The sequence below is a fragment of the Francisella sp. AG1 genome, from assembly GCF_057683165.1.
Genome location: NZ_CM173135.1, coordinates 382,546 through 401,563 on the forward strand (window position 1 = coordinate 382,546; position 19,018 = coordinate 401,563).

Consider the following 19,018-nt stretch of genomic DNA (forward strand, 5'->3'; position numbering starts at 1 on the left):
ATGAAAATAGGTATTATAGGAGCTGGCCAACTTGCAAGGATGTTAAGTATAGCAGGTATATCCTTGGGTTTTGAATTTCACTGTTTGGGAAAGCCTGGAGAGTGTGCCACAGAGGTTGTAAAGACTGTTACAGATATTGATTTAGAAAAAGTTAATGAAGTTGTAGGCTGGGCAAAGCAATTTGATGTTGTAACATTTGAGAATGAAAATGTATCGAATGAGCTTATTGAGTCAATAAATCATGAGGTAAATGTTTATCCATCTGCAAAAGCTATAGCTATATCACAAGATAGACTTCTTGAAAAATCGTTTATGCAAGACCATGGTATCGCTACTACAAAATTTGTGAAGATTGATAGCTTAAAAAGCCTTGAAAAGGCAGTTGAAAATCATGGTTTATCAGCTATTGTAAAAACGCGTAGGTTTGGTTACGATGGTAAAGGTCAGTTTGTGATCAAATCACAACAAGATGTCTCTAAAGCTTGGAGTGTTTTGAAAGATGCTCCTGATGGTGTTATTTATGAATCTTTTGTTGATTTTGAGTGTGAGGTGTCACAAATTTGTACAGCTGATATTAAGGGAAATATTGTTTTTTATCCATTAGCTAAAAATATCCATAAGCAAGGTGTGATTGTTGAGTCTGAGGCTCCATTTGATAATCCAGCATTAACAGTAAAAGCACAACAAATAGCAAAAATTTTAATTAAAGAATTTAATTATGTTGGCACACTTGCAATAGAGTTTTTTGTCAATGGTGGAGAATTGATTCTTAATGAGATAGCTCCCAGAGTGCATAATAGCGGTCATTGGAGTATTGATGGAGCATTAACTTCACAATTTGAAAATCATGTTCGGGCAATAGCAGGTTTAATCCTTGGCGATGTAAGTAGTCAAAAAACTATTATGTTAAATTGTATTGGAAATATGCCTTCAGTTAAAGATTTGGCTACTTTAGATAGGGTTAAAATTCATAGTTATAATAAGGTGCCACGTAAAGGCCGTAAAGTAGGCCATTTAAATCTAAATTTAAATGATGAGACTGATGAGTATCAATTGTTACAAGCTAAGAAGTTAATAGCCCTTGCTGAGGAAATTTAATTTAATGAATTTATTTTTTAAAGGATTATAAAATATGGACAATAAGAAAGTTTTATTAATTACAGGTTCTAGTAGGGGTATTGGAGCAGCTACAGCTATTTTGGCAGCAGATTATGGTTATTCTATTTGTATTAACTATATAAATGATGAAAAGTCGGCTTATAGTGTTAGGGATCAGGTTTTAGCCTTAGGTGTTAAGGCTATAGCAGTCAAAGCTGATGTCTCTGATGAAAAGCAAGTATAGTTAATCTGATAATATTGTGCTAAAGACGTGAGTAATAGCATCAGATAAATTATCAAAAGAATTATTTACTTTTCTTAAAATTCTTTTAAAATTGGCCCAAATTTTTTCTATAGGATTTAAATCAGGAGAATAAGCAGGAAGGTATAGTATCTGTATATCAAACTTCTCTGCTATTTTAGCCAATTTAGGAGACTTATGAAAACTAGCATTATCCATAACAACAGTAGTCTTTGGAATTAACTCAGGACATAAATGCTCTTCAAACCACTGATTAAGAATTTGAGTATCTGTATATCCAGTATACTCTAGCGGTGCTATAATCTTCTTTTCTAAATAGTTATAACCAGCAACTATACTTTTTCTCTGAGTTTGATAAGCAATAACTTCACCATAGCTAGGTTTACCAACAAGAGACCATCCTCTTAGTACAGACTGTTTATTATCCATACCCATTTCATCTAAATATACAAGTTTGTTAGGTTCAATAGTCTCAACAACCTCTATAAAACTTTGCCTATCTTGTTCTTTTCTTTGCTTATATTTAGGTGTCTTTTTTTAAAACTAAAACCAAGTCTGTTAAGACAATCATAAAATGTGCTTCTAGGTATTTCAGGAGCTAATGCTTCTCTAATATCTAAAGCCATTGCATCTGGATATGTTCTTAAGTAGCTTTCTATCGCTTCCTTATCTGTAAAGGTTGCTACTCTACCGCAACCCAAGCCTTGCTTAGATTTATAATCACCAGTTGTCTCGTATAAGTTTATCCAAGATCTAGTAGTACGGATATCTATATTAAAAAAATTACTTAGCTCTTTGTCTGTTAGGCCTTCTTTATATTTAGTTATTACGATATCTCTGAAATCTTGGCTATATGATGACATTTTTTCTAAATATTATAACATTATTGTCAAATAACTATCGGATTAACTATATCTGATTTGTTTGATAAAATTGATCGTGAATTAGGTCCAGTAACACATTTAGTAAATAATGTTGGGATTTTGAAAACTAAAATGTCATTGATGGAAATGGATAATGAGCGCATTAAGAAAGTTATTAATACAAATATTATGAGTCAAATTTATTGTTCTAAAGAGGCTATTTACAGGATGTCTAAATCTAATGGAGGAGCTATTGTCAATATTTCTTCAGGAGCTTCTAGAAGTGGGTCGCCATTTGAATATGTTGATTATGCTGCTTCAAAAGGTGCTGTGGATACTTTCACTATTGGGCTTGCAAAAGAGGTCGCTAGTGAAGGCATTCGAGTTAATTGTGTTAGACCTGGAGGTATATATACAGAAATACACTCAGATGGCGGAGAGCCTGATAGGGTCGATCGAATTTCAAAAAATTTTCCTATGCAAAGAGGCGGTAATCCGAAAGAGGTTGCTGAAGCAATTCTATGGTTATTAAGTGAAAAGGCATCTTTTGTTACTGGTAGTTTTACTGATCTTTGTGGCGGCGTGTAAATTAAGCAGTTTTATTATATTCCAAAAGCATTTTTTACCCAATTTATCTCATTATCATTGATAGCAATTAAATCAAAACGACATTCAGTGTTTTCATACTGAGAGTTTTCTTGTAAGAAAATATTAGCTGTATTTATTAGCTTCTGTTGTTTAGTATATGTAAGCATTTCTTCAGCTTTAGCAAATTGAGTTTTTTTACGATATTTTACTTCAACAAAGACTAGGGTGCTCTTATCTAAAGCAATAATATCAATTTCACCATATGGTAGAGCTTTGAAGTTCTGTACTAAAACTATAAGTCCTTGGGAGAGCAAGAACTTAGCGGCTTGCTCTTCAGCAAAGTTACCTAACTGTTGGGAGTTAGGCATCTATACCACTATGACGAAGAAGAGCTTCTTCACTAGGTTTTCTACCCATAAATGCAATAAAATTATCCATAGCATCACGCGATGAGCCTTTTGATATTATGTTATTAAGTAAGTCATGTCCCACGCTGCTGCTTAGTATTCCTTCTTTCTCAAAACGAGAAAATACATCAGAAGATAAAATCTCAGCCCATTTATAACTGTAATAACCAGCAGCATAACCACCAGCAAAAATATGTGAAAAGCTATTTTGAAACTTATTGTAGGTAGGTGGGGCTATTAAGTTTATTTTTTCTCTAATTTGATTTAATTCTTTTTGAACTTCATCGACACTGGTTAATTTTTTATAATGTATATTCATATCAAATGTACCAAATTCAATTTGTCTAACCATCATTAGAGCAGAATGGAAATGTCTTGCATCAATGAGTTTATCAATTTGTTTTTTTGATAAAGGTTCATCATCACGAGTACCTGATATTAATTTTAGACCCTCTTCACACCAACAAAAATTTTCCATGAATTGGCTAGGTAATTCAATAGCATCCCACTCAACTCCATTTGTGCCAGAGATAGATGGTATGCTAACCTTGGATAGTATGTGATGTAAAGCATGTCCGAATTCATGAAAGAGTGTAACAACATCGTTATGAGTTAGGAGAGCTCCTTCTTGCTCTAATGGAGCAAGAAAATTACAATTAACATAAGCTACTGGTTTTTGTACTTCATTATTTGAATTGATAAAAGCTGTACGTGAGCCATCCATCCAAGCGCCACCACGCTTATTGTCACGTGCGAAAAAATCACAGATTATGCTTCCTATATATGCACCATCTTTATAAAAATCGAAAGTTTGTTGCTCTTTTATATATTTGCTATAGTTGGCATTTTCTCTTATTTCTAAATTATATATCTGACTAAGTATTTTAAATAGGCCTTTTTGTACTTTTTCTAATGGAAAATATTTTCTTAGTTCTTCTTCGGTAAAATCGAACTGAATTTTTTTAAATTTTTCGGAATAGTATGCAGTATCCCATGGTTGTAATGCATCCCCAAGTCCAGCATCTTCGGCAAATCTACGTAATTCATTAATGTCTTTATGGGCTTGAGGTAGAGATTTTATCAAGAGTCTATCTAAGAGTTCTAGAACTTGCTTAGGTGTTTCAGCCATTTTAGTAAATAGAGAGCTTTCTGCATAATTATTAAAGCCTAAAATCTCAGATTTTTCGATTCGCAATTTTAAAGTTTTTTCAATGATTTCATCATTATTATGGACTTTATTTTCTGCTTCTTCAGATGCTTTTGTACAATATGCCTTATAGAATTTTTCTCTTAGAGTTCTATTATCTGCTTGTTGCATTACCGCTAAATAAGTAGGAATATCAATTCCAAGAGCGTACGTTTCAGGTGTTTTTTTTTGTTTAGCTTTGTTTTTAATAGACTCTATAGTGCTTTCAGATAAACCACTGAGCTCCTCTAAATCATTGGTAGTATAGATCCACTGCATAGTTGAATCTAAAACATTATTTTCAAACTTGGAGTTTAATTGAGCCAGCTCTAGAGAGATTTCTTGTAATCTTTGTCTTTTAGCTTGATCAAGATTTACACCAGATTGTTCAAATCCAGTTATAGCTTTACGTACTGCTTGGTTTTGATCACTGTTTAAATTTTTTTGTTGTACTTGTTTATAGAGATTGTAGAGTTCTTTATTTTGACCTATTTTGGTATAAAATTCAGTTAATTTAGCTATGGCATATTCGTAACTTTCACGAAGTTCTTTAGTATTACAAACTGCATTCATATGAGAAATAGATGAAAAGGCTTGAGTGATCATTTCATCATCTTCTTCTAATTTTAGTAATGTTTGCCAATCTGGATTGTGAACCTTTAGAGCAGTTTTTAAGTTTTTGGTAGCTTGTTCGAGTAATTGATCTACTGCTGGTTTTACTTCATCAGATTTGAAGTTGGCAAGTTTTGGTAAGTTAGATTTTTCAAGTATTGAGTTCATTGTTGCCTCGAAATGTTGCTTAGATTATATATTCCTAATAAGTTATAATAATATATATGATAGCTATATTATATTAATCAAGGTTTTTTTATTTATGATGAGTTTACAGGAAGAAAAATTTACAGCACCAATTTTTTTTAGAGAATATATTGATGGAAAAATTGTGCTTAATATTGGCGAATACGATTATCCTTTGATACTATCTTCGAAGGAGATACTTGATTATCAGGATAAAATAAGTGATTTAAAAGATATCAATAGAAGTCATTTAGAGTTGCTACTTTCCACAAACCCGGAGATTATAATTATTGGAACTGGAAAAAAGCAAGTTCTACCACAACTTGAAATTATAAATGAAATAGCAAAAGCTGGCAAAAGTGTTGATTTTATGGCAAGTAATGTTGCATGTAAAACTTATAATTTACTTGTAAATGAGAACCGCAATGTTAGTTGTATAATTATTTAGTAGACAAAGTTTATTTTAATGTTATTAATGCTATAATTGAAAATTGAATGCTAAATACTAAATGTAAAAAATTATATAATTAAAGGAGAGTAGTTATGAAAAAAACTGTTAAATTAATGGTTATGTGTTTATCAATTGCTGGTTTAGCTAGTTGTTCGACTTTAGGGCTAGGCGGTAATGAAGATTCAACAGGTTCGCAAGATCAAAAATCAGGTGAGGAAGCTACATCTCCAACAATTGTAAGCTCTAGCTCTTCGGCGGTGTCTGAGCCAACAGCTAAAATAAGCCTAAAGAAAAGTGGTCAAGATCAGGTTGTAGCTACTATACGTACTAATTATAATAATAATCCTCAAGGTAGTGTTAAATTACAATGGAAAGCTCCAGAAGGATCAAAATGCTATGATACTAGTTTCCCAATCACTAAGTATGGTGAGAAAAATGACAAAACTTGGGCTTCTGTTGAGGTCAAACAAGGTGGTAAATATTGCAGAGGTGAATGGACAGCAAATGTTGTATACAAAAAAGATGTTCTTGCAACAGACTCAATAACTGTGTAGAGTTATAAATTTAAGATTACTATTCTCATTAGGCTTGATGTGCTGTTTATGATTTTTTTATAACAAAGTTTTGTTATAATTCACATAATTTTTTAAATGGAAATTTTATGAAGAAGAAAAGCATATTGGCGATAATTTCACTAATGTCAATTGTAGGCCTTAGCTCATGTACATCAAGTAAAGCTCAGCAAATTCAAGAATTACAGCAAACTCAAAAGATGCTTAATAAACAAGCATCTGAAAATCTTGCTAATATTGATAGTTTACGCACAAAAATAGCTAAATATAGACTTCAGGCTGATGATCTGCAAAAACAGTCAGATAGGCTAGATCATGATATTCAAGTTTTAAAGAAAGCTCATACTAACTTTAAAGACCCTAATAATGATAGTGCTATTGCTATTAGTGATGAATTAACTCAAAAAACTCTTGAAAAAGTAAGACTTGATCAGAAGATAAATAAATTTAGATCACAGGCTAATAATTATCAAGCTCAAATTAACAATTTGAAATCGACTTCTCAAACCCAAGCTAATCAAGCAGTAGAAGTCTCTAAAAATATTGCCACACTAGAATCTCAGCTTAATAAGTAGATATTTTACTTTATAGTAGCAATATTCTTTACTTGGTGAGACTAAGTGTTAAAATATAATTCTAATGCAGAGGGGCAATTGTTTGTTATAAAAAATAGTCTAAAGAAAACAAAGATAACAGGTAAAATAATGAAAAAAACCATCCTACTTTTGATAATATTGGCTAATTTGGTTGGCTGTAGTAGATATAATGCTTTTGTTGATAAGCTTTATAACTCAGATAGTTCAATAAAAGTAAATCCTGATGATAATCTAGATAATCCGGATCAGGATGGTGAAGAAATATCATTAGACAAACCAACTGCATCTTTGACTTTGAGGTATAAAGCTACAACTCATGAGATTGACGCGAAAATAATAACTAATTGGAATGGTGCACCACAGGGAACTATTTATTTAACCTGGAGAGCCCCTAAAGATACTAATTGTTATAGCACTTCTTTCCCTATCACTAAATTTAAAGAAACGGAAGATTATACAACTGATAGTCAAAGTGTCCTTAGTAATAATAAAGTATGTAGTGGAATATGGACGGCGACGATAGTCAATAAATCTGATAATTCTGAGCTTGCTAACGGTTCTGTAACTATAAAATAATTTATCTTAACTTTTTTCTTCTTGGTATTTATATTTTAAAAGAATTAGAATCGTATTTTTGCTAAACTTATTCAATAAGAGGTATAATTTAAGATAGTAGTTGTGCACAATTTTTTTAAAAAAATCTCATATTGTGATTGTGTTTTTTATTTTTTAGCAATATCAATTTTTTTTGTTTTCTTAATGCCATTTATGCATTTTACACCATTAAATTTAGTTGATGTTTCCTCTGGTGGCAAGGAAAAATATTTTAACGATATTCTATCTGTAAATATTTATTTATTTGTTGATAGGTATTCTATTTTTTATGATTCACTTTGTATTGCAAGTATTGCTATTCTCTTAAATAAAAAATTGGTGTTAGAAATAGTAGAATTGTTTAAGAGCTTTAGCAAATTAACTCAATATGCCATATATTGCTTTTTTATATTTGGTATTATTTCAGCTGTTTTTGCAATATCTCCATCAATCGCCTTTAAAGGCGTTAGTATAACTTTTTTACAGTTTTTATGTGTATTGTTTATAGCTAGATATATTAAAGATAACCCTAAGAATATACAGTTTTTTTATATAATAATTCTAATATCTTTGATATTTTTTGCAGGCGCTTTATTTTTACAATTGTCATTAGCTAATTATTCTGTTTATGGGACATTTATCGCTGGAAATATACAGAAGGTTTTACTCTATATGTATAACTGCTTAAATCCTCGTTTTTTAGATAATTATTTTAGCTGGTTTATACCACTATTACTTTTACCTTGGTTTGTTAATTTAAGGCCTATATATAAGATTGGCTCATTTATAGCATTAAGTGTTGTTTGGTTTGTATTGATTAACCATGCTTTTAGGACCATTTTTGTTGAGTATTTAATTATGCTGCCTTTACTTTTTATATATGCACGTAAGTATTTTAAGCTAGTTTTTATTCTAATTGTTATTACATTAATTAGTGGAGAATTTTTAAATTTATTTAATACTTATGTGATATCTGCCGTAGACAATTCTAAAATTGGCTCATCTGTGGATCTTTTAAGATTCGGTTCTAGTGGCAGAATCAAGCTTTGGCAAGAAGCTTTTTGGGTTGGAATTGAACACCCTTTAACGGGGGTTGGTCAATGGAACTATATAGCAGTTACTAAACTAAAAGCAGGTTATCCACATAATTTATTGCTTGAAATATGGTCGCAATGGGGAATACCTGCATTTGCAGCGGCATCTATTATTATCACTAATATTGTTAAGAGTTTATTTAGAAATAGGCAGTTGATATATGCAAGTCCATATTATTGCATTTTTATAATGATGCTAGTAGGAGGGATGATAGATGGAATGATAAATGCAATGTTTAAAACATCATTAGGTTTATTTGGTTGTGTCTTTGTATTTGGATTCTGCTTATCGATTTTTGTTAAAAAACCACTGCAGCAACAAGAAATAAAAATATCGATGCTTAGTTATATAATTATTAGCTTAGAGGTTGTTACAAGTCTGTTTTGTATAGTTATTTTGCCTCTGATATATCCACCTATATGGATATAAGGGCCTATAAAAATCAAAAATTTACTTATTTACCTCTATAGAAATAGCGTAGTCACACTCTGTATTAGGACATGCTTTTTGCTCGCCATCTTTTTTAGTTGTTTTGTGTAGTAGTATAGGAGAGTTACACTTAGGGCAAGCTTCTTTTATTGGAGGGTACCAATATGCATTTTTACATTTTGGAAAGCCAGAGCATGCATAGAAAATCTTCCCTTTACGAGATTTTTTCTCAACAATAGTATTTTTATTACATTTAGGGCATGTGACGCCAGTATCTTTTGGTTTTTCTAATGGTTCCATATGTTTACAATTAGGATAATTAGAGCAACCAATGAACTTACCATAACGACCTTGTTTAATATGCAAATCAGCTTCACATTGTGGGCATTTTCTATCCTCAACAATCGTAGGTTCTTCTTTTTTAATTTCTTTACCATCGCTGTCTACACGTCGGGTGTATTTACATGTTGGATAGTTGGTGCAACCTACGAAGCGACCATTTTTGCCTAAGCGTGATGATAGTTTACTACCACATTCTGGACAGTCTTCATCAAGCTCTTCTTGTACAACATCCTTGCGTGAGACATCTTCAGATATTTTATTTATTCTTTCGATAAATGGATGCCAAAAGTTATTTAATACGTTTAGATAGTCATTTTTATGATGTGCAATTTCATCAAGCTCTTTCTCTAAGCTTGCTGTATATGAGTATTCAATATACTTTTTAAAATATTCAGTTAAGAATTTGTTTACAACTCTTCCTTTATCTGTAGGTATAAAACGACGTTTATCAACTTCAGCATAATCTCTTTGCTGAAGGGTTGAAATAATAGTTGCATAAGTAGAGGGTCTACCAATACCATATTTTTCTAAGGCTTTGATCAACGATGCTTCTGTAAAGCGAGGAGGAGGTTCTGTAGAATGAGCTTTAGTTATAACATCATTTAATTTTATTTTTTCACCTTTTTCAAATTTAGGTAAAGTTACTTCATCATCTGTATTTTTATCATCTTCATCTTTTTCAACATTATAGATTTTTAAAAATCCAGCATCTACAATAACTGTTCCAGTTACTCTAAATTTATGCTTAGCATTTTCAGTGATTAAATCAATAGATGTACTGTTTAAAGTGGCATGCTTCATTTGGCAAGCAATAGTTCTATTATAGATTAAGCTATATAACCTAAACTCATCATTAGTTAAATATTGTTTTATTGATTCAGGAGATCTACTAGCTGCTGTTACCCGTACAGCCTCATGTGCTTCTTGAGCATTTTGAGATTTTTTACCAAAAACTCTTGGTTTGCTAGGCAACATATCTTTATCAAATTTGCTTTCAATAAAACTTCTAATGTCATTAAGAGCATCATTTGAGAGATTTGTTGAGTCAGTTCTCATATATGAGATAAGACCAACAGATTCTCCATTTCCTAAATCTATACCTTCGTATAGCTTTTGTGCTGTGGACATTGTTCTTCTAGCAGTGAAACCTAATTTTTTTGATGCCTCTTGTTGCAATGTTGAGGTTATAAATGGGGGGTATGGATTCCTTCTGGTTTTTTTCTCAACAATACCGTCTACGATTAGAAAGCCATTAGCATCTTTTATAATAGTTGCTTTTGCATTATTAGCATCTACTTCTGAAGTGAATGAGAATTGTTCAATTTTCGTGTTATTAAACTCAGTTAGATTCGCAAATATTTGTTTTTGTTTAAACGTATCTGCTGTTAAGCTCCAGTAGTCTTTTTTAGTAAAATTTTCACGCTCTATTTCACGTTCAACAATCATTCTAAGCGCTGGGCTTTGTACTCTACCTGCAGATAATCCACTTGTAATCTTACGCCATAATAATGGAGATAAATTAAATCCAACTAGGAAGTCTAAAGCTTGACGAGCTTTTTGAGCATTAACCAAATCCATGGCTAATTCTTTAGGATTTTCTATAGCGTGAGTAACCGCAGATTTTGTGATTTCGTTAAAAGTAACACGATAGACATTTTTATCTTTAAGGAGCCTTGCATTTTTTAGAACTTCTTGGACATGCCATGAGATAGCTTCACCCTCTCTATCTGGATCAGTAGCAAGATAAATATTTTCAGCGCTCTTTGCTGCTTTTTTTATAGCATCGAGGTGTTTTTTGCTGCTATCACTAGTTATAAATTTTATTTTGAAATTATCTTCTACATCAATAGATGTGTCTTTAGATGGTATTTCACGCACATGCCCAAATGATGCCAAGATTTCAAAATCATTACCAAGATATTTTTTTATAGTCTTTGTTTTGGCTGGAGACTCTACTATTACTATATTTTTTGCCATTTTTAACCTTTGAATAATTTTTTTATAATTTTTATAAAAGGAGTAGTTGTGAAATACTCGTTAAGTGATTTAATAAAATATAAGAAAACATCACGCTAATCAATAGTTAATGTATAAAAGTTGGTTTTATAGCTGTTAAATATAGACTATAATTTCTTAAATATTTTATATAAATAAAATAAGTTACAGGTTTTAAGGTTTTAAGGTTTTAAAATATGAGTCAAAAAAATGCAAAAGTAATCTCTTTGTTGCAGCAAAAAGGTGGTTCTGGTAAAACAACAACAGCAATTAATATTGCTTGTGGTTTAAAAGAGCTCGGATATGAAGTAGCTATGGTAGATATGGATAAAGATAAGCCAGATGCCTATATGTGGATGACTAAAAATACGCAAGAAAGTGACTTTATATATAATCTAGATGAAAAAAATGTCCGTGAAAAAATTATTGAACTAAGATCTAGCTTGGACTATATAGTTATAGATACACCGCCAAATTTTCAAACCGCAGCCTTAAAATCTGCACTTTTATCAGATCTAATTGTTATACCATGTTCTCCAAGTGGTATGGATTTATCTGGATTGATAGAGGCTAAAGATTTAGCTTTAACAGCAGATAAGCCTTATAAGTTTTTTGCAAACAGAGTGCAGATGCAGTCAAATATGTCAAAAAGCTTGTTAGACTTTTTTGAAGATGATGGTAATTTTTTTGAAGCATATGTTTCTCAGAGTGTTAAATTTATAGAAGCAGAAGCAGAAGGTTTGTACATAGGTGAATATGCAAAACAGAGTAAGATTCATGTTCAAGTAAAAAAATTAGCTAAAGAAATAATAGAATTTTTCAGGGAGAAATAATGACTAAAAAAGTATCTCTAATGAATAGAAAGGTTAATCAAAAAATTCATGACACTGTAGGTCAAGAGAAAAAAGACATTCTTAGAGCTATGCAGTTACAGGAATTAAATAAGCAAGCAAGTAAGGTGGGTCAATTGTTTGAGCTACCTTTAAGCATAATCAAGCCAGATATTAATCAGCCACGTAAAACATTTAAAAATATAGATGCATTAGCTAAAAGTATTGAAGAGAATGGTATAATCCAACCGATCATAGTTACAGCAAAAAAAAAGGATAGTATTCACCATATAATTGCTGGTGAAAGAAGATATCTAGCAAGTTTAAAGGCGGGCCTTACAACTATACCATGTATAGTTAGGCAAGAGGAATCAGATGCAAGTATAATCCTTTTACAGTTATTAGAAAATGATCAGCGTGAAAATGTTTCACCTTTTGAAGAGGCTGACGCTCTAAAAGATTTAATAGAAAACAAAAATATTAAAAAAATGGAAATTGCTAGAATTTTAGGTAGAAATAATAGTTGGATTTCAATGCGACTTAAAATTTCTGATGCAAGTAGGAGTATTCGTGAATTATCACAAAAGGGCATTATAGAGGATGTGCGCACACTTTATGAGCTAAAGAAATTTGCCGAGGAAATGCCGTTAGGTGCGGATGAGTTTGTAAAAAAAGCTTTAGAAAATAAAATATCTGGCTCATATCGTACAGCGATTAATCGTTATAGAGATAGTTGGAAGCGTAAATCTGAAGTTTTAGATAGTACAAGGCTGGATGTAATAACTATTAAGAACGTAATTAAAGAAGATAATCTTTTGAAAATCAAAGGTTTTCGTTCTGGTTCTAAGGCTCACACATATACATTTGAGATTACCGAAGAATTTAAGAAAATATTGTTTAATGCTTTAATAAAATAGATAATTAAAATGAAAATAGCAATTTTACAAACAGATCATATTCCTGAGCATCGTAGAAGAGTTGCTGGTGGGAACTATCCTGATATGTTTGCAAATTTATTCTTTAAGCTTTCAGTCGTGGTTGATTTTGATATTTTTGATGTAACAGAACAGGAATATCCCAAAAGCTATGATATTTACGATGGTTTTATAATAACAGGGAGTAAGGCTACTGCTTTTGATAATTTAGCATGGATATCTAGATTAAAATCTGAAATAGTAAAGATATACAATAGCAATAAAAAAATAGTAGGTATTTGCTTTGGGCATCAAATTTTAGCACAAGCTTTAGGTGGTAAAGTTCAACGTGGTCCAAAAGGTTTTGCTGTAGGGGTTCGTAATGTCGAGGTTTTGTGCAAAAAGCATTGGATGAGGCCTTTTCATCATTACTTAAGCTTATTGTTTTATCATCAAGATATAGTGATTGAATTGCCTGAAAATGCAGAGCTTATAAGTACAAGTGAGTATTGTAAAATACAAATGTTTTGTATTAATAATCATGTATTGGGAATTCAAGCTCATCCAGAGATGTTAAAGGTTCATAATCATGCCCTTATAAAAGAGTATCAGGATAATATAAAAAATGAATTTCAGCATGCTCTAGAAAGTTTGAGGATTAGGGATAATAGTTTAATAATAGCCCATTGGATGGCTAATTTTTTTGAGTATAAGGATTAAATATGCAACAAATCAGCAGGCTAGTGGTTTTTGGAGACAGCCTTTTAGATACTGGAAATATTAATAAAACATTAGATATACCTGGTAAACCATATTTTGAGGGTAGATTTTCTAATGGTCTTGTTTCAAGTGAACAATTGGCTCAAATGATTGCAAAAGAGCAACAAGTAGGTGAAATAAAGCATAAAAATTATGCGATAGGTGGAGCTTTGACTCATGGTCCAAATCCGTCATCTCTACTAAAGTATCACTCTTTTGCTGTTTCAGAACAAATTGTACGTTTTGAAAATGAAGAAGGAAGGTTTGCTGATGATGATTTAGTCATTATTAATGGTGGCGCTAATAATTTTATGTTTATGGTTTATAACGAAATTCCATATATAAATTTAATGGCGAAGTTTAGAGTGGCTAGGGATTTAAATAAAATAGTTAGAAAAGCTATTAAGATGGGGGCTAAAAATATAATTGTATGGAATATTCCAGATGTGACAAATGCACCTGCTTATAGGGACTATCTTTCTAATTGGGTTGGTAAATTTTTTAGATCGTATTTACAGATTAATATTAATTTGCAGAATGGTTTATTAAGAAATAAAATAGCAGACTTGCAGACAGTTTTCCCTAAAGTAAACCTTAAACTTTTTGATTTTTATAGTTTATTAAATGATTGTGTGGAGAATCCTGTAAAACATGGTTTTGAGAATGTTACAGATGCTTGTATTGATAGCTATGGTGGGGCTGATTCTTTAGGTAATATCCAATATGATATTGAGATTACAGGTGATCCAGATAAATATTTGTGCTGGGATTATTGTCATCCGACTGAGAAAGCCCATAAAGTAGTTGCTAATAGGATTTTTGAATTATGGAAACATAACGTATGAGTTGAGGCTTATTTTAGTAAATGTTTACCTGAGAATTTAAAAAAGTAAAGAGCGTATGTATATCGTAAAGCTTGGGTGTTCACAGTTTGTAAGTTGCTTAGTTAGTCAATAGGTATTAGAGGAAATAATAAGGGAGATGATTTTTAATATAGTATTTCTATGCTTATATTTGGTTATTAGTTTACTATTATTTGCAATAATAAAGAAAAAAATAAATAAGAAGAAGAGCCCATGGTCTTGGGTAGCGATAGTATATTTTATGGAAGGTTTACCAGTTAGCATAACATCGTTATTATGCAAAAAAATACCGCAACACTATATGAATGTAATAAAACCATTTAAATGTTTCCTTATTTTAAATTTTCTCAACTAAGTTTGAGTTCAATTTTGCTAAAGTTGGTGCTGAAGCTATATTCGCTATCTCAATCGACTTTTCTATAGATAGTTTTTTATCCAAACAAAAAGCCAAGACTTCATTAAATGTATCTCTAGCAGCCGTTGTGTCAACCACATCTACTTTTTTAGCAGGAGCAGGGTTTAGTATAAAGGTTTGATGTTGTTGTAACTGACTTGCTAGATATTTAATACTCTCTAAAGGAATCTCTAACTGAGTTAAAATAATATTAGAAGATCGAATTTTCTGAATATTTCTATCTATTAGTTTTCTATCCAACTTAGCATTAGCTCCCATCACAACATTAATCATATTTTGACCTATTTTATCAACTGTAATAAAAGCTAGATCAGTGTTTGTTTCTATATCCTGATTAATACTTGAAATATCAAAACCAACCTCTCTATAAAAATCTAAAAGTCTATCCCCAAAACTGTCTTTACCAATATTTGCAATAAAATTTACATTTTCTCCAAGTCAAATACATAAAATGGGAGATAGAAGTAATGAAAAAACCTTTTAATATGCTTTTTAAAAATGGTGTTGAAGCTTACCCTGAAGCTCTATTTACGAAAAGTGAATGTGAATTCTTTATAATATTATGTGAAACAGCTATTGAATTATTGAGAGATATTGTGCCATCGCCACTTGAAGTTATTTCTCATGTAGTTGATATGTATTTATTAAATATTTTCGTACACGGGATTAAGAGTTTTACAAAATATAGCTTGTTTAAATGGAATAGTATTTCCAATATTTGTCAACTAGTTAATAATAGAGCCAATATGCAGTTAATTTTTCCAAATAATCCAACCTTCTTTATCATTATTTATATAAATAGCATAGTATGGCCTATCCAAAACTAAGATTAAATCCTTTCTAAGTTTATTAAACCTTGCTTCTTCTTTTACATAATCACTATCAAATTGCATTTGAAGAGTTTTATTACCATACTCCATGATAGCACCTGTTGTCCTCCATCCATATCTAGATAGATATCCATTAAATGGTGTATTATTCATGCTATTTTTAACAAAAACTGAATAAGGAACATTTCCTAATGAGTAAAACTTACGTACATTATCCTTATTTTCAATGCTATACATATCTTCCACCAGTCCGTATAATATAGGTTTTTCGTATTCTGCTTGTATTTGCTGCATATTTCCAACTCTTGCGCTAAATATAAAACATATTAGTACTGTAGGCAGTAATAACCACTTTAAAACAGGTTTATAATATATAAGAACAACAGCTAAAATCATTAGACTAATAGGAAAATATGTATAAGCCCTAACCTCTGTAACATACATCTGATACTTTAAGAGTATCATAAAACCAAGTGTAGAAAATAGCGTCACCCCAATGCATACTAAATAACCATAAAAAAGCTTCATATTTTTATCATAGATAAGAGTTTTCAATATGATAAATATTGCTACAACTACAGATGGCATTATAAAAACAAGATAATGCTTCCAAAACATTATGTATGGTTTTATTGCATGACCTATATTTAAAATTAATTCTTTAGGCAAAGATAAAGAAAAAGTTAACATAGTTCCTCTACCTTGTGTTGCTCTTAAAAAGAGTTTTGTTTCAATATAGTAGATTATAGTTGCGACAATAAATATCAAAAAGCATGAAACAAAAAACCTTATGATTGTTTTATTTAAAACTTCTTTTTGAAACATAAGAAGGATTTCCACAGCCATTAATCCTAAAAATATATTTACTGTTGGTTGGTAAAAATTTAGGCATCCAACTAATAAAAATATTTTTGTCATATAATATTTATTATTTATACAATACGCCAAAACACCAAAAAATAATGCTAATACCATTCCCATACTATCAAAACGATATAACTCATTTTGTATAAAATATGGGTTTATTATAAATAAGAAGGCTAATGTGAAGGCATATTTTTGATGATTTTCTATAAGTCTTAAATAAATAATTTTTGCTGATAAGCCAATTACAAATATACAAAATATCCAATTAAATGGTGATGGGTCTATGGCTACATGTGATGCATATAGCCTAACTATAAGCTCAGTTAATGGCCTTCCTTGAATAAACCAAGAGAACTCTCCTGTCTTAAGCCTATATAGATCATCTATATATATTCCATGACCATAAATAATTGGGTAGAAGAAAATTAATGAAGTTAAGGATAAATAAAGAACTACTCTTTTATCTACCAATTCAAAATTCATAATTTGGTTTTTATAATTTAAAAATTTATTTATAAAATTCATTCTATTTAAAATATTATTCCATTTTTAGGTATATTATAGACTGTTGAATTAATGTACACAAATTAAGATATTTGTATTTTATGGTTATGGTTTTTTTCTTTTTAGGTATAGAAGAATCGCTAGGTAGTGATAATAGGTTTGTAAAATTAAATAAGTTAATTAACTTTGAAAAATTTAGAAAAGTTCTTAAAGGCATTTACACTCAAGATAATAGTAATTCAGGATAGACCAAGGTTATGATTCAGTAAATGTTTACCTGAGATTTTGAAAAATTAAAAGCCGTACGTATATTGTAAATTTTGGATATTATGTAAAGCAAATTGTTACGGAAATACAACTAAATACAGTTTGTAAGTTGTTTGGTTGGTCATAGATATTAGAGAAAATAATAAAAGAGAAGGTTTTTAATATAGCGGTTTTATGCTTATATTTAGTTATTAGTTTACTACTTTCATAATAATGAAGAAAAAAATAAATAAGAAGAGCCCATGGTCTTGGGTGCCGACAGTATATTTTATGGAAGGTTTACCAGCTAGCATAATAATGCTTGTTATGGCTATTATGTATAAAAATTTTGGTGTTGATAATTCTCAGATAACACTTTACACAGGAGCATTTGTATTGCCTTGGGTTATTAAACCTCTATGGGCATCTTTAGTAGATATGATTTTCACTTCTCGGTGGTGGATATATACAATGCAAACTTTTGTTGGAATACTGTTGATAATTATGGCCTTAGCTTTAGGCTCAGAAAATTTTTTTGTATTAACCATTGTCATTAGTTGGTCTATAGCCTTCTTATCTTCTAGTCATGATATTGCAGCAGACGGTTTTTATATTAAGAGTCTTTGCCCTTCACAACAATCTTTTTTTATTGGTTTACAATCTGTAACCTATAATCTTGGTAAAATTTTTGCCACAGGTTTTTTACTTATGTTGAGTGGTTTTATATACAGTAAAACTGGTAGTTATAAGATAAGTTGGGCAGTTTGCTTAACAATAGCTGGAGGATTAAGCTTGTTTTTAGGGATTTATCATAGGCTTGTATTGCCATATGATAATACTAAAAAAATATCATTAAATGAGGCATGGACTAACTTTATTGATGTTTATAAAAGTTTTATAAAGATAAAGAAGTTATGGTTAGGCTTAGTGTTTATCTTTTTATTTAAATTTTCTGAGAGTATGGTTATTGCAATATTACCATTATTTTTAATAGACTCAAAAACTAATGGTGGCTTAGCACTTACCAATACTTTTACCGGATTTGCGTATGGGACTATATCACCATTAGCTATTATATTGGGAGGCATTGTTGGTGGTTATTATCTTTACCGGACAGGCTTCTCAAAAAGCATTTATCTATTATTCTTTTTGATTAATGCTCCCCATATTTTATATTTTCTTCTAGCATATTTTCATATTACTAATCATATAGTAGTGGTTTTGTGTATATTGATTGAGCAATTTTCTTTTAGTATTGGGCTTACGGCAACACTACTTTTTGGTTACTTTATGGTTAAGGATAGTCCTTATAAGACAGCTCATTACGCATTTTTCACAGGAGTACTTTTCTTGGGAAGGATGATTCCTGTAATGATTAGTGGTCCTATCCAAGAGAGTGTAGGGTATACTAATTTTTTTGTTATTGTGATTTTAGCGGCTATACCTACATTAATTATTATCAAAAAAGTTAAATTAATGGTTGGTGATTATGGTTTAAGAAAACACTCCTGAGT

19 protein-coding genes and 1 pseudogene are annotated in these 19,018 nt (G+C 30.8%); 14 read left to right on the plus strand and 6 right to left on the minus strand.

What is annotated here, in order from left to right:
• On the plus strand, positions 1-1,098 hold the full coding sequence (locus tag ACR0PV_RS01920; RefSeq protein WP_488173936.1) for a 5-(carboxyamino)imidazole ribonucleotide synthase: 1,098 nt from the start codon (positions 1-3) through the stop codon (positions 1,096-1,098).
• Between the two features lie 34 nt (positions 1,099-1,132).
• Positions 1,133-1,342: an SDR family NAD(P)-dependent oxidoreductase gene (locus ACR0PV_RS01925; RefSeq protein ID WP_488173357.1), complete on the plus strand. Its 210-nt coding sequence runs from the start codon at positions 1,133-1,135 to the stop codon at positions 1,340-1,342.
• Here the strand turns inward: ACR0PV_RS01925 and ACR0PV_RS01930 are convergent.
• A protein-coding gene (locus tag ACR0PV_RS01930; protein WP_488172940.1) for an IS630 family transposase occupies positions 1,343-2,223 on the minus strand; the annotation gives its coding sequence in 2 pieces (ribosomal slippage) (positions 1,343-1,899 and positions 1,899-2,223; 882 coding nt in all). It lies immediately after the preceding gene.
• Between the two features lie 36 nt (positions 2,224-2,259).
• Here ACR0PV_RS01930 and ACR0PV_RS01935 point away from each other — a divergent pair.
• Positions 2,260-2,811, plus strand: a complete 552-nt coding sequence (locus ACR0PV_RS01935) for an SDR family oxidoreductase (RefSeq protein WP_488173937.1) — start codon at positions 2,260-2,262, stop codon at positions 2,809-2,811.
• Between the two features lie 14 nt (positions 2,812-2,825).
• On the opposite strand, the gene ACR0PV_RS01940 is transcribed toward ACR0PV_RS01935, so the two are convergent.
• Positions 2,826-3,179 carry a YraN family protein gene (locus ACR0PV_RS01940; RefSeq protein ID WP_488173358.1) on the minus strand — a complete coding sequence of 118 codons (354 nt, stop codon included), beginning with the start codon at positions 3,177-3,179 and terminating at the stop codon, positions 2,826-2,828.
• Positions 3,172-5,184 (minus strand): M3 family metallopeptidase, encoded by a 2,013-nt coding sequence (locus ACR0PV_RS01945; protein ID WP_488173359.1) that lies wholly within the window; start codon positions 5,182-5,184, stop codon positions 3,172-3,174. Before ACR0PV_RS01945 ends, ACR0PV_RS01940 begins: the two co-directional genes overlap by 8 nt.
• Positions 5,185-5,278: 94 nt before the next feature.
• Between ACR0PV_RS01945 and ACR0PV_RS01950 the strand changes: the two genes are divergently transcribed.
• The 5 genes from ACR0PV_RS01950 to ACR0PV_RS01970 all read left to right on the plus strand — a co-directional run bounded on the left by ACR0PV_RS01950 (position 5,279) and on the right by ACR0PV_RS01970 (position 8,939).
• Entirely contained in the window at positions 5,279-5,650 is a 372-nt protein-coding gene (locus ACR0PV_RS01950; RefSeq protein WP_488173360.1) for an Mth938-like domain-containing protein, read from the plus strand.
• Positions 5,651-5,745: 95 nt separating this feature from the next.
• Positions 5,746-6,207: a TUL4 family lipoprotein gene (locus tag ACR0PV_RS01955; RefSeq protein WP_488173361.1), complete on the plus strand. Its 462-nt coding sequence runs from the start codon at positions 5,746-5,748 to the stop codon at positions 6,205-6,207.
• Positions 6,208-6,314: 107 nt separating this feature from the next.
• On the plus strand, positions 6,315-6,800 hold the full coding sequence (locus tag ACR0PV_RS01960; RefSeq protein ID WP_488173362.1) for a hypothetical protein: 486 nt from the start codon (positions 6,315-6,317) through the stop codon (positions 6,798-6,800).
• Positions 6,801-6,929: 129 nt separating this feature from the next.
• Entirely contained in the window at positions 6,930-7,397 is a 468-nt protein-coding gene (locus ACR0PV_RS01965; RefSeq protein WP_488173363.1) for a TUL4 family lipoprotein, read from the plus strand.
• Positions 7,398-7,580: 183 nt separating this feature from the next.
• Positions 7,581-8,939 carry an O-antigen ligase family protein gene (locus tag ACR0PV_RS01970; RefSeq protein ID WP_488173938.1) on the plus strand — a complete coding sequence of 453 codons (1,359 nt, stop codon included), beginning with the start codon at positions 7,581-7,583 and terminating at the stop codon, positions 8,937-8,939.
• A gap of 21 nt (positions 8,940-8,960) precedes the next feature.
• Here ACR0PV_RS01970 and topA read toward each other — a convergent pair whose 3' ends face one another.
• On the minus strand, positions 8,961-11,258 hold the full coding sequence (gene topA / locus ACR0PV_RS01975; protein WP_488173364.1) for a type I DNA topoisomerase: 2,298 nt from the start codon (positions 11,256-11,258) through the stop codon (positions 8,961-8,963).
• 215 nt (positions 11,259-11,473) lie between these two features.
• On the opposite strand from topA, the gene ACR0PV_RS01980 reads away from it, so the two are divergent.
• From ACR0PV_RS01980 to ACR0PV_RS01995, 4 genes are read left to right on the plus strand one after another with little or no spacing between them, the layout of a single operon-like run.
• Entirely contained in the window at positions 11,474-12,109 is a 636-nt protein-coding gene (locus ACR0PV_RS01980; protein ID WP_488173365.1) for a ParA family protein, read from the plus strand.
• A complete protein-coding gene (locus ACR0PV_RS01985; RefSeq protein WP_488173366.1) occupies positions 12,109-13,023 on the plus strand; it encodes a ParB/RepB/Spo0J family partition protein in 915 nt (304 codons plus the stop codon). The genes ACR0PV_RS01980 and ACR0PV_RS01985 overlap by 1 nt, the downstream gene beginning before the upstream one ends.
• Before the next feature lie 9 nt (positions 13,024-13,032).
• Entirely contained in the window at positions 13,033-13,740 is a 708-nt protein-coding gene (locus tag ACR0PV_RS01990; RefSeq protein WP_488173367.1) for a glutamine amidotransferase-related protein, read from the plus strand.
• 2 nt (positions 13,741-13,742) lie between these two features.
• Entirely contained in the window at positions 13,743-14,624 is an 882-nt protein-coding gene (locus ACR0PV_RS01995; RefSeq protein ID WP_488173368.1) for an SGNH/GDSL hydrolase family protein, read from the plus strand.
• Positions 14,625-14,979: 355 nt separating this feature from the next.
• Here the strand turns inward: ACR0PV_RS01995 and ACR0PV_RS02000 are convergent.
• Together ACR0PV_RS02000 and ACR0PV_RS02005 are read right to left on the minus strand one after the other, a co-directional pair.
• A pseudogene (locus tag ACR0PV_RS02000) lies at positions 14,980-15,483 on the minus strand (PfkB family carbohydrate kinase); the annotation flags it as partial.
• 326 nt (positions 15,484-15,809) lie between these two features.
• Positions 15,810-17,237: a glucosyltransferase domain-containing protein gene (locus tag ACR0PV_RS02005; RefSeq protein ID WP_488173369.1), complete on the minus strand. Its 1,428-nt coding sequence runs from the start codon at positions 17,235-17,237 to the stop codon at positions 15,810-15,812.
• A 122-nt stretch (positions 17,238-17,359) separates the two neighbouring features.
• On the opposite strand from ACR0PV_RS02005, the gene ACR0PV_RS02010 reads away from it, so the two are divergent.
• Positions 17,360-17,506, plus strand: a complete 147-nt coding sequence (locus ACR0PV_RS02010) for a hypothetical protein (protein WP_488173370.1) — start codon at positions 17,360-17,362, stop codon at positions 17,504-17,506.
• A 232-nt stretch (positions 17,507-17,738) separates the two neighbouring features.
• Entirely contained in the window at positions 17,739-19,016 is a 1,278-nt protein-coding gene (locus ACR0PV_RS02015; RefSeq protein ID WP_488173371.1) for an MFS transporter, read from the plus strand.
• Positions 19,017-19,018 lie beyond the last annotated feature (2 nt).